Source organism: Alteromonas sp. ABH4_453 (assembly GCF_056160665.1).
Map to the genome: position 1 here is coordinate 365,459 of NZ_JBSWXP010000001.1, position 12,262 is coordinate 377,720.

A 12,262-nucleotide genomic window follows, 5' to 3' on the forward strand; every position below is an offset into this window, starting at 1 on the left:
TGAACTAGAAAATCGTCAGCATTGACCGAATAACAGTAGGAACATACTCTGGTACGTTCACTCGTAATGGAATACATATAATGACATCAATTAAGCTCTTCTCCTCTTTAACACTTTCGTTTTGTTTAGCTTCGTTATTGGGCTGTACAGAGCCTGAAACCCTTCCCGCCTCCTCTTCTGCTGCCGCAGAATCAAAAGAAGCCAACCTTTTGAAAACTGGGCTTACTGAACGCATTCGAATTGAAGGGCAAGAGGTTGATTACCAATCTTTAGAGCAAAGACAAGCGCATTATGATGTGCCTGGTGTGTCTGTCGCGTTTATGAAAAATGGGCAAATAGCTTGGACCATGCAAAGCGGCGTTAAAGATTTAGCCACTGAATTGGCTATTGATGAAAACACGGTGTTCCAAGCAGGCAGTATTTCTAAACCCGCATTTGCAGCGGTATTGATGAAATATCGCGAAAATAACCCGCTAGATTTAGATGCAGATATTAATACCTTACTCACCAGCTGGCAGTTGCCTGAACATGAGTGGACTGGGCAAGACGTTGTCTCTTTACGCAGATTGTTAAGCCACACGGCGGGTACCACAGTACATGGCTTTCCTGGTTACGCGGCAGGCGAACCCGTGCCTACTTTGCCGCAGGTGCTAGAAGGTGCATTTCCCGCCAATACCGATGCCGTTGTTGTTGATATTCAACCAGGTACACAAATGCGTTATTCCGGTGGCGGCACTACGCTTGCTCAACTCACTTTGCAGGACGTAGCTAACGAGCCCCTTCCATCTATGTCACAACGGCTTTTATTTAAACCTTTAGGCATGACACGTTCTGGCTTCGAACAACCCATATCGACAAACTTATCAAATAATATGGCTACGCCGTATGACGGTAACGGTGCGCCAATTAAGGGTGGCGCCCATACCTACGCCACATTAGCAGCGGCAGGCATGTGGAGTACGCCATCAGACATGTTGAAACTAGCAAGCGGCGTTCGTAGCGCGTATTTAGGGCAAAAAACAGACTGGATATCGCAAGCCACCGCGCAAGAAATGTTAACCAACAATACACCAACCAATGAAGCACCTAATGTAGGCATCGGCTTTTTTATCAACATGAGTGACGATGGAGAAATTCTGGGCTTTGGACACGGCGGCGCAGATGCTGGTTTTATGTCGCAGCTATACCTTGAACTAGATACCGGCAACGGCTATGCCATTATGACGAACGGCAACAACGGTAGGCAGTTAATAACTGAACTAGAAATACGCTTAAAAGAAGCGTTAAACGTGGGCTATTCGGAAGCTGAAGTGAAGAAGTTAGTACCCATAAGCCAAAAGGAACTGAGTAAATACATTGGAACCTATGTGGTGACCAAGCCAGTTAACGTTGATGTGGCGCTAGAAAAAACAGCCAATGGTTTTGTGCTTAACGCCTTACCTTATGTTGAAAATGAAGAATACTTTCATGAGGGTGAAGGACTATTTTTTGCTAAGAATGGGAGTAGTATTCGGTTTGAGTTGGATGAAAAGAACGGGCAGGCTGAGGCGCTTGTGATGGATGGGAACATTCGAGGGAAGCGGTAAGAGTAATTTATGAATTTGAAAGCATTCAACGGATATCTTCTTAATTCAAAAATATTCTCCGTTTTTTTAAGATACGTACTCAAATAAACAAAGTCGCTACTAATTCAATACGAAGGCTTGTAGGGCACATTGTTTCACTGTCTTTAATGTAGAACTTTTGTTCGTCGATTAACGCAGCGTTTATGATATTTAAAAACTCAACTTGAGCAGTACATATATTAAGAAGCCAGAGTCTTCGGAAGGAAACCTGTGCAGCTAAAGTCGGGGGAGTTAAAAAAGGCGTAGCCCCTCTTGTTATCAAGGGGTCAAAAAAACCACCTTTACTTACCTAAATTAGTCTCGACTTACTCTGCTAGTTCAGCGCTATATGGCTGATAGTCATCAGATAAAAACGGAATAAACCCTTTCGGCCATTTTGTTGTAAACTCACACAGAAGCCTGTACTGCGCTGGAGCGTCAAGGTTCACTTTCTGAACTTTAAGTGAATAATGAGTCAATTCAGGATTACCTAATAGCTTACGAACATCACAATTAAAGTACTTTGGACAATAGCCAACTTTAGTCTTCTGGTCATCAACAGTTGTTACTAGTACAGCGTTACAATCAAATTTATTGTCATTTTCATATTCGAAAGTCAGAGGTTCGCCTTTATCTAAAAGCTCAATTCTGCCCAAGCTTTCATTAGGTAAGTGACTGACTCCGCTGGTAAAGAAACTAATATTGTATTCATTATCTCGAATCATTACCGGCATTGGAGTAATCCGGTATTGGTCAGTCTTACGTTCACCGCCCGAGATGCTAAGCATATCAAGTTCATCGTAATTTTCGATACTCATATCAGACCAATCAAGCATCTTACGAAACTCGGGTCTGTTTTTTGGAAGCAACCTATTCTGAAAAAAAGAAAACAACCTATTAGAAAAATACTTTTTTTTCCTATCTGTCATACGAGGAAAAGGTATAAAATTTTCGTTCTTTGCACCTTTGGTATAGTTCAAGCGATAGCCATCAAGATCTCTAGTTAACTTAGCAACTGGGTACCACATGCCATCATCAATATTTTTCCAAGTTACAAAAACACTTTTCATTTTCTATAATGCTCTTTCTTTATCTCTATAGTTCTTAAAATTAACTCTCTTGAGTCTAAAAGAATTTTTTTATTTTCCCGAAGCATTGCAAAACAGAACTGCTTCGCTACCTCACTCATCGTGTCTTCTGGAATTGCGAGAAGTATATCCGAGATTTTCTTCGCTGTAATGTTTTCTAATCGTTCAAGCCACTCTAAAGCTGCTTCTCCATAAAGCATGGCAAAAAATGTAAATGCTTCAATAGTTTTTAACCTCTTTCCTTCATGGTAAAAATAAGATTTACATTTTTGAACATACGTAGCGATACTCTGTCCTTTATCTTTGGTTTCTAGCCTCGTTTTTCGCTTTGCATCACTTTCATTGCGACCCAAGCTAGCAGCATGATCAAACGATGGTGCAAGTGATTTTTTGCCATATTTATCAATGATCATTGCCCAGTTTTCATTATGCCTATCTTGATTAGAGATCCATGCATCAAACATTACATACCCGACGAAAACATCTCCAGCACTTTTGATTGCTTTAGTCTCTTTCCATCCTTTTGGAGGATTGACGATTAAACGATCCATTATCACGGAGACACGAGCTATAGTTTGTGATCGCTGACCTTTTTCTAGTTGTTGTTCTAGTACCCGTTCTATTACGTGCTCTATCGTCTGGTTTCCGAAAATCATCGAATCTCCTTCTTGGATGAAATTCTCACTTCTGGTACCGCGTTCTTCACCATTTATTGCTAGTTCGTAATTTGCATGTGGAATACCCAATACACCAGCTAGTTCACAAGCTACTTTTTCTGCCCAGTCTTCGCCATGTCGAATAATTGGGTTCTGATACTTGTCCTCAGTATGAAGAGATTTAAAAAGGTACTCCCGACCATTGGATTTATCTGTATACCAAAACTTGGATTTAGTACCCATTTGTTCATAGTTATCGATATTCTGACTAGAAATATCAATGATTGTAAAATTCATCATTTAAACTGAAATGCCTTATTGATCGAATGCAATAATTCTCTAGCTCAGAAGGCAAGCTTAATCTAAACTTCCGACGAGCTAGTGTTATAGAAAATAAAGATATCACTCGATTTAGCTTAAGACTAGATTGATACTATTTGGAAAAACAGTTTTTTTGAAAAGAGGGTTGCTGTGTCCTTACGCTTAAGATCTCCTTTGAGCTTTCAAGAGTTCTAGATACCGCTCGACTAGAAAATATTGTACTTTAAATGTGAGGCACAAGTAAGAAAAAGTCTATAGCCACTCAAAGCTGACGTCATACAATAATACGTTTTATTATTGAAGTTGAGATGCGGCTCAAATAGCATACCACCCGCTGACAGTAAAAAAATCTGTTACAAGTTCTCTGGGTCTCTTTTTTCTATCATATAACTGGAGTTAAATTGTTAAATAAACTCATAGAAGCTTTTCCTGCTAACCAGAGTTTTTTCTCGTTATCTATCGTGAAAAAGACTGTTTTAATAATATTTTTAATTTTCTTTGTTTCTATAACAGTTATTACAATCAATTTTTATTATAAATTTGGTTATTCAATAGAATTTTCTTTCGAAGGGTTCAACAATTTATTTTTAGTCTATAAGTTTCCAATTGCAGTGTTGGCATTACTTATCCCAATGCTCGCACTCTACGCAACAAATCACCGTTCAGAGCAAATGAACGAAAACATGAGACTTCTCTCTTCCCAAAATAACTTCACAAACTTTCATAAGCACATTGAACTGTTTGGGAAACATTTAGAAAATAATCAGTACAAAGATATATCATGCAATCATGTCAGCTTACATAAAAAAGCCTTTCCAAGAGATATCAATGGAACACCGACTTTCTCAGTAACGGAAGCTTTTGAAGAAAACTTAGCGTTGAGTTTTAACAAAATCAATGAACTATTGCATTCCTTGGCCTCCAACGAACGATATCAACTAATAGAAACGTTTATCCAAGCATCGCAAATGCTTCGCTATGTGGAAAATTCTCTTTCCTGCAGTATTGAACGTCAAGATGAAAGCTGGACACTTGAACAAGACGGTGTATCGGCAAAACTATTTGGAAACGGAGATCTAAGGAGTTTGTTATTTGCAGCTAAGAAACTAGCCAGTTTCAGTCTTCATGTCTTAGACTTTTCTGAACAAGAGCATACAAGCATAGGAGTAAAAGACATTATAGATATAGAGCCAAAGAATGCTCCTTTCGATTTTAGCTATGAGAACTTATGTGACAAGGAAAGCAATATAACTCCTTATATTTTTCCAAGACAAAGACAAATAAAACGGTAGAGGCTGCGAATAAATATCTGGAAGGCTCCTCATGAACGATAAATTTCAGCCAAGTATTTAATGAAATTGATACTTTAGAATGAACTTATATTGATTTAACCCTTCCAGTTTTTGACAAGAAATAAAGCCACTTTTACTACTTCCAAGAAGCGCTCCTATCTTTAATATAAAAATGGTATAGAAACACAAAAAAGGCGAACCAACCGGTTCGCCTTTCAAATCAATCATGCTCTAGCAGCAGCGCTGCTAAACCACCCTACTCCTCAACATAGCTCTCTATGCTAGGGCAAGAACAGATCAGGTTGCGGTCGCCGTAAACGTCATCAATACGGTTAACCGTTGGCCAGAACTTATTTCTGTGTACTTCTGGTGCTGGGTACGCCGCTAGCATACGGTCGTAACTGCGGTTCCAGTCGCTGTCACAGATGTCAGCTAGTGTGTGCGGTGCATTGTGTAATGGGTTGTCAGTGGCATCCCACTCGCCGCTTTCTACTTTCGCAATTTCTTGGCGAATGCTAACCATGGCGTTAATGAAACGGTCTAGTTCGTACTTCGCTTCCGACTCGGTTGGCTCAATCATAAGCGTACCCGCTACTGGGAAGCTCATGGTTGGCGCGTGGAAGCCGTAGTCGTTTAGGCGCTTCGCGATATCTAGCTCGGTAACACCGCTTGCTTCTTTAAGCGGACGAAGGTCAATAATACATTCGTGCGCTACGCGGCCATTGTTGCCTTTGTAAAGCACTGGGAAGTGCCCTTCTAGCTTCTTAGCCACATAGTTAGCGTTAAGAATAGCTACTTCGGTTGCACGGCGAAGGCCAGCGCTACCCATCATTTTGATGTACATGTAGCTAATAGGCAGAATTGATGCACTGCCCCATGGCGCTGCCGATACTGCTCCACAGTCTTTGCCTGCCGTTTCTACATTAACAACCGTGTGGTTTGGTAGGAATGGCGCAAGGTGCGACTTAACGCCAATAGGTCCCATACCAGGGCCGCCACCACCGTGTGGAATACAGAAGGTTTTGTGTAGATTAAGGTGCGACACGTCTGAACCAATGAAGCCAGGTGACGTAATGCCCACCTGCGCGTTCATGTTCGCGCCGTCCATGTAAACCTGACCGCCGTATTGGTGAACAATGTCACAAATCTCGCGCACGGTTTCTTCATATACACCGTGGGTAGACGGGTACGTGATCATGGCGCACGATAGGTTGTCGCCCACTTCTTCCGCTTTTTTACGAAGGTCGTTAAGGTCTACGTTACCTTTACTATCACAGGCTACTACTACCACTTTAAGGCTAACCATCTGCGCAGACGCTGGGTTAGTACCGTGGGCAGAGCTTGGAATTAGGCACACATTTCTGTGACCTTCGCCGCGGCTCTCGTGATAGCGCTGAATAGCCAATAGACCCGCGTATTCACCTTGCGCACCCGAGTTAGGCTGCATTGAAAGCGCGTCGTAACCTGTTACGTTAATTAACCACTCGCTAAGCTCGGCAATCATTTCTTGATAGCCTGCTGCTTGGTCTAGTGGCGCAAACGGGTGAAGCTGACCGAATTCAGCCCATGTTACAGGGATCATTTCAGCCGTTGCGTTTAGCTTCATGGTGCACGAGCCCAATGAAATCATTGAGTGGTTAAGCGCCAAGTCTTTGTTTTCAAGGCTCTTGATGTAACGAAGCATCTCTGTTTCAGAGTGATACTTGTTAAACACTTCGTGCGTTAGGAAGTCGCTAGTACGTACTAAACCTTCAGGAATAGATTTTACGTCTTGCGTGGTTACTTCTGCATCTAAACCTTCAACAGTAAGGCCGTGCTCCTCACCAAGCAATACGTCGAATAGCGCAACAATGTCTTCACGTGTGGTGGTTTCGTCTAGCGACACACCTACCGCACCTTCAAGGTCTGCGCGTAGGTTCATGCCTTTTGCATAGGCTTTCTCTAGTACGTCTTCTTTGTTGCTTACCATTACGGTTAGCGTGTCGAAGTATGTGCTGTGCTTAAGAGCAACACCTTTTTCTGCACCTTTCTGGTTTAAACCAGTAGCAAGAATGTCGGCGAAGCGGTGAATGCGCTCAGCAATGGTTTTAAGGCCTTGTGGGCCGTGGTATACCGCGTAGAAGCTTGCCATGTTAGCTAGCAGCACCTGCGCTGTACAAATGTTCGAGTTCGCTTTTTCACGGCGAATGTGTTGTTCACGAGTTTGCAGCGCCATACGAAGTGCTGGGCGACCGCGGGTGTCTTTACTTACACCAATAATACGACCAGGTAGTGAACGCTTGTAGCTATCGCGTGTAGCAAAGAATGCCGCGTGCGGGCCACCATAGCCCATAGGTACACCAAAGCGCTGTGCACTACCAAGTGCAACGTCTGCACCTAGCTCGCCAGGCGACTTAAGCATTACTAAGCTCATAAGGTCAGCGGCTACTGCCACAATCCCTTTTTTCGCTTGTACCGCAGCAATGATGTCGCTGATGTCTTTTACTTCACCGGTAGAGGTTGGATATTGAAGTAGCGCACCGAATATGTCGTGTTCAGCTGCTTCTTCTGCCGCACCTTTGATGATTTCAAAACCAAACATTTCAGCGCGGGTTTCAACCACGTCAACCGTTTGCGGGTGAACGTCGTTAGCAATAAAGAACGCATTCGCTTTTTTGTTCTTAGATACACGCTTAGCAAGGCCCATGGCTTCTGCTGCCGCTGTACCTTCATCAAGTAATGACGCAGATGCTAGCTCTAGGCCTGTTAAGTCAATGGTCACTTGTTGGAAGTTAAGAATAGCTTCCAAACGACCTTGGGCAATTTCTGGCTGGTAAGGCGTGTACGCTGTGTACCAACCTGGATTTTCTAGCACGTTGCGAAGAATAACGTTTGGTACGTGCGTATCGTAGTAACCCATACCAATGAAAGAACGGTTAATTTTGTTCTTTTGTGCAACGGCTTTAAGTTCACTTAATGCTTCAACTTCTGTCGCCCCTTCACCACATTTTAGTGGCTCTGGTAGCGCAATACCTGCCGGTACAGTTTGCTCAATTAAATCGTCTAGTGAGCTTGCACCAATAGCAGACAGCATTTCTTCAATTTCGCCTTTACCCGGGCCAATGTGGCGGCGGATAAATGTATCTTTTTGCTCTAGTTGAGCCAATGTAGGGGAAGTATTCGACATAACGTTGTTAAGCACTCGTAATGGTTGCCGCAAGGGCGCGTTAAATCTTCAAGTTAAAAAGGGGCTGAATTATCTTCATGCCCCTTTTCAAATTATGGTTCTTTTAAAACTGCGTAACGAATTACTCTTCGTCGATGCTGTTTTCGTAGCCTTCGGCGTCTAGTAGACCTTCTACTTCTGCCGCATCGTCAGCTTTAATTTTAAATAGCCAACCGTCGCCGTACGGGTCAGAGTTAACTAGTTCTGGTGAATCTTCTAGGTCTTCGTTAATTGCTACAATTTCACCTGAAATTGGCGCGTAAACGTCAGACGCTGCTTTTACCGATTCAGCAACACATACGTCGTCGCCAGTGCTTACTGCGTCGCCAACATCTGGCAAATCAACGAAGACCATGTCGCCAAGTAAGCCTTGTGCGTGCTCAGAAATACCTACAGTGAAAACACCGTCACCTTCAGGGCGAACCCATTCGTGCGTAGCGGCATAGCGTAAATCAGTTGGGATGTTGCTCATAATCGTTCCTGTTATTCTCTGTTAACTTTTGGGGCCTAGTAGCTATTGGCCTTATAAAACACTTTTTCCATTGCGAACAAAGGAGGGCTTAACCACTTTTACTGTAACCCACTTTTTGCGCATTTCCACTTCTACTGTTTCACCAACATCACTTGGTACTCGTGCCATCGCAATTGAGTGACCTAGAGTTGGAGAGAACGTACCTGAAGTGATAACGCCTTCGCCGCTTTCTGTTTTCACTTTAAGACCGTGACGCAGCACGCCTTTTTCAGTCATCACCAAGCCTACTAGCTTGTCGGTACCCGCTTCGCGCTGTGCTTCTAGTGCTTTACGCCCTACGAAGTCGCGATCAGCTGGTTCCCAAGTAATTGTCCAGCCCATGTTGGCGGCTAGTGGAGATACGGTTTCATCCATATCTTGGCCGTACAGGTTCATGCCAGCTTCTAGACGAAGTGTGTCGCGAGCACCCAGGCCGCAAGGCTTAACGCCCGCGTCTAGTAGTGCTTGCCAGAAGCTTTCCGCTTGTTCAGCTGGCACCATAATTTCATAGCCTGCTTCACCGGTGTAGCCTGTGGTAGCGATAAATAAATCTTCTGCTTGTACACCAAAGAATGGCTTCATGCCCGCTACCGCTTCTTTTTGCGCTGCGCTGAACAGGTTAGCGGCTTTTTCTTTTGCGTTAGGGCCTTGTACTGCAATCATGGCAAACTCAGGGCGCTCGGTGATGGTTACGTCAAAGCCTTCTGCTTTGCTCATTAACCAGTTCATGTCTTTTTCGCGCGTGGCCGAGTTAACCACTAAGCGATAGTTAGTTTCGTCGAAGTGATAAACGATAAGGTCGTCTACAACACCGCCTTCTTCGTTAAGCATGCCGCTGTATAGCGCTTTGCCTTTGTCTTTTAGTTTTGCCACATCGTTGGCTAAAAGGTACTGAAGATACGCTTTGGCTTGTGCGCCTTTTACGTCAACAATGGTCATGTGAGACACATCAAACATACCGGCGTCTTGACGCACAGCGTGATGCTCTTCAATTTGTGAACCATAGTTAATTGGCATATCCCAGCCGAAGAAATCGACCATTTTCGCACCGGCTTCTAGGTGCTTTGCGTGTAGGGCGGTGGTACTAGACATTCCACTTACTCTTTTTAATTTGAAAGGTAGAAAACGAAATTGAGTATAGTGAGCTAACGTTTATGCAACAAATTGGAAATTTTTATCAATACATTTAAAAAGCAAATGTATTTGCACAACTGGATTAGATATACAAATGTAAAAAGCCCCGTACTCAAGTCGGTAACGGGGCTTTTGATCAGAGCAGACACACCAATTTTTATTATAGCGAGATCGTATCCATAAGCGCTTGCGCATCTTCGATTGGTGTTTCTGGGGTATATTGCGTTGGAATTTCCGTTTGCTTTATCCAATCACGCTCCCAGTTTATCAGCGCTTCCTGCAGCGCAGCATCATCAAACGGAGTTTGAGCTTCCTGTGCGATGCGGTACGCAGATAAGTACATTTTCCAGCGAGGCAAATAATAGTCTTTGTACATACCCTGCCACGCTTTAGATGCATAATCTTTCAGCTTTGGTCCACCCCATTGCGTTACTTGCAGGCGCGCATTATTTACGTAATAAGCAGACTCTTGCGCAGTCTCACCATAAGCTGAGGCGTCACTTAACCACGTGTGCAAACTTTCTTGATGAAACCCTAGTAAGTTATCTAACTTTGTGACTGCAGCCTCTATTGAGACCATGAGTTCATCGCCTCGTTCGAAGTCGTTTGATGAATATGCCCTAACCACTTCTTGCAGCATAAGGTCAACATGTAAAGATACTGCATGCTTCACAAAATCGACAATATCGTACTGATATAGGTACGCATTATCCATCAACGGTGCCAGCTCAATTAGCTGTGAGATACCATCGTACAAGGCCATTAAATTACCCGGGTGCCCATCAAAGTTTACAATGTCGATTGTTGGGCGCTTAAACAGCAAGTACGCGCCAGCTGAGCCTTCCCACCAGCGGCTTTTCCAATAGCTAACTGAGAACACTCCTTTTATCACCTTTTCCCATGCTGCGATAAGTTCGGGTGAAGTCTTTCCATAGCGCGCTTTAGTATAATTTGCTAGCCACTTTTTCATATCGGGCTTGGCGTTCCAAGGCAAATCGAACAGAAACTCATAGGCCACAGAATTGTTATGGATCCCTTCGGGAAATACACCAAACCCGGTTAGCACGCCTTTTTTATCAGAGTTTGTCACCACGTCCAACTGCTCGACATAGTCTGCGAAGTCAGCATAAACAGGATCTGAACCTCCATAGTTGTGAATGAAGCCAAACACCCATGGCTTGCCTTTAAAACCTTCTGTTCGCTGCCACACGTGATATCTGTCATTTCCGATATCGTGGATCATAGCTTTTTGATCAGGAACATCTTTTAAGAAGGCTTCGATAGATGCGAGGTCCCAGAATTCTTCGTCTGCGCCAAACATCCATCCTTGCATTACCCATACAGCATCTGGTGCAACCTGAGCAATAGATTCATAAATGCGTTTTCCATAAGATGCTAGCTCGGCGTGTCGGTTCTCTTCAGAAACCGGCGGTAGCATTTCGTTAAATGCGTCTGATAGGTAATAGTCCTGTACACCATAAATTTCGGTATAAAGCTCAATAAATCGCTTAGCCACTGTTTTAAAGAGGGGGTCAGCGGGGTCTAACCAATAGGTAGCATTTTCAAATCCAGTCCAGCGTGGCATTTCATAAACCTTGGCGTCGGGAAAACGCTCAACAAACGCTTTAGGTACGTAGCCACTAAACGCAGGTACAACGGGCTGCATACCCAACGCTTTCATGCGCTTGAGGATTTGTTTTTGCAATTGATGTTTTTTGTTTATCCAACTTTGCGGGAGAGGCCCCTCGTGCCCTTCGATATTCCCCATGCGTTGCCATGGCGTGAATGCTGGGCCAGAAAAGTAATCGGCTAGTTCTTTATCGGTAACGTCGAAATCCTTCCATAATGCTTGCCATACAAATTCTTGCCCTTCCATTGCTACAGGATTGTTTACTCCGTGAAGCGCCATCCAGTCTATTTCTTTCTCCCAACGCTCCCAGTCCCACCACGGTGTTGTGTAGCCGTAAGCACAAACATTTAGATAAGTGCGTTGTGCAAATGGGGTTGTTGTTTTTGTACCATCAAAGTCTTCAAACACGTCAGGGAACGCAACGCGCTTTCCTTCCCAACTTACTGACAAAGCGCCCTGTTCTCGTAAGTATTGATAAGCGCCATACGCTAGTGCGGTATGACTATTTGCCAGCACTTCCGCTTGCCCATCAATTACATTTACTTCAAACCACTCAGGCTCTTTATCAGTTACTTTAATCGTTGATATATTTTTTACTTGCCCCTGTGTAACTCGCTCTAGAACAGCGCTCACCTGAGGGTCTAACGGTTTAGATGCGACTTCTGAGACTTCTGAGACTTCTGAGGCTTCTTGCTGCTGTTCGCAGCCAGCTAATACAGCAGATAAGCTTAGGCACAATGCACTTATCGAGAGTGACCACGTTTTCTTCATTGCTTAATATCCTGATAAAATCATAGAAAAAATGCTGCGGTTTCCCGCAG

The 12,262-nt window shown here is 43.6% G+C and carries 8 protein-coding genes; 2 read left to right on the forward strand and 6 right to left on the reverse strand.

Annotated features, from left to right (window positions below):
* Positions 1 to 80 precede the first annotated feature (80 nt).
* Entirely contained in the window at positions 81 to 1,586 is a 1,506-nt protein-coding gene (locus tag ACXAGV_RS01585) for a serine hydrolase domain-containing protein (RefSeq protein WP_474871285.1), read from the forward strand.
* A 344-nt stretch (positions 1,587 to 1,930) separates the two neighbouring features.
* On the opposite strand, the gene ACXAGV_RS01590 is transcribed toward ACXAGV_RS01585, so the two are convergent.
* Together ACXAGV_RS01590 and ACXAGV_RS01595 are read right to left on the reverse strand one after the other, a co-directional pair.
* The gene (locus ACXAGV_RS01590; RefSeq protein ID WP_474871287.1) at positions 1,931 to 2,674 is read right to left on the reverse strand and encodes an HIRAN domain-containing protein; all 744 of its coding nucleotides are present in this window, start codon (positions 2,672 to 2,674) and stop codon (positions 1,931 to 1,933) included.
* Positions 2,671 to 3,648: a HipA domain-containing protein gene (locus ACXAGV_RS01595; RefSeq protein WP_474871289.1), complete on the reverse strand. Its 978-nt coding sequence runs from the start codon at positions 3,646 to 3,648 to the stop codon at positions 2,671 to 2,673. The genes ACXAGV_RS01590 and ACXAGV_RS01595 overlap by 4 nt, the downstream gene beginning before the upstream one ends.
* A 422-nt stretch (positions 3,649 to 4,070) precedes the next feature.
* On the opposite strand from ACXAGV_RS01595, the gene ACXAGV_RS01600 reads away from it, so the two are divergent.
* Positions 4,071 to 4,961: a hypothetical protein gene (locus tag ACXAGV_RS01600; RefSeq protein WP_474871291.1), complete on the forward strand. Its 891-nt coding sequence runs from the start codon at positions 4,071 to 4,073 to the stop codon at positions 4,959 to 4,961.
* Between the two features lie 256 nt (positions 4,962 to 5,217).
* Here the strand turns inward: ACXAGV_RS01600 and gcvP are convergent, their stop codons facing one another.
* The 4 genes from gcvP to ACXAGV_RS01620 all read right to left on the reverse strand — a co-directional run bounded on the left by gcvP (position 5,218) and on the right by ACXAGV_RS01620 (position 12,212).
* Positions 5,218 to 8,127, reverse strand: a complete 2,910-nt coding sequence (gene gcvP, locus ACXAGV_RS01605; RefSeq protein ID WP_474871293.1) for an aminomethyl-transferring glycine dehydrogenase — start codon at positions 8,125 to 8,127, stop codon at positions 5,218 to 5,220.
* 121 nt (positions 8,128 to 8,248) lie between these two features.
* Positions 8,249 to 8,638, reverse strand: coding sequence for a glycine cleavage system protein GcvH (gene gcvH, locus ACXAGV_RS01610; protein WP_014950360.1), 390 nt, complete (start codon positions 8,636 to 8,638; stop codon positions 8,249 to 8,251).
* 51 nt (positions 8,639 to 8,689) lie between these two features.
* Positions 8,690 to 9,769, reverse strand: coding sequence for a glycine cleavage system aminomethyltransferase GcvT (gene gcvT, locus ACXAGV_RS01615; RefSeq protein ID WP_156078713.1), 1,080 nt, complete (start codon positions 9,767 to 9,769; stop codon positions 8,690 to 8,692).
* 202 nt (positions 9,770 to 9,971) lie between these two features.
* Positions 9,972 to 12,212 (reverse strand): alpha-N-acetylglucosaminidase, encoded by a 2,241-nt coding sequence (locus ACXAGV_RS01620; protein ID WP_474871296.1) that lies wholly within the window; start codon positions 12,210 to 12,212, stop codon positions 9,972 to 9,974.
* Positions 12,213 to 12,262 lie beyond the last annotated feature (50 nt).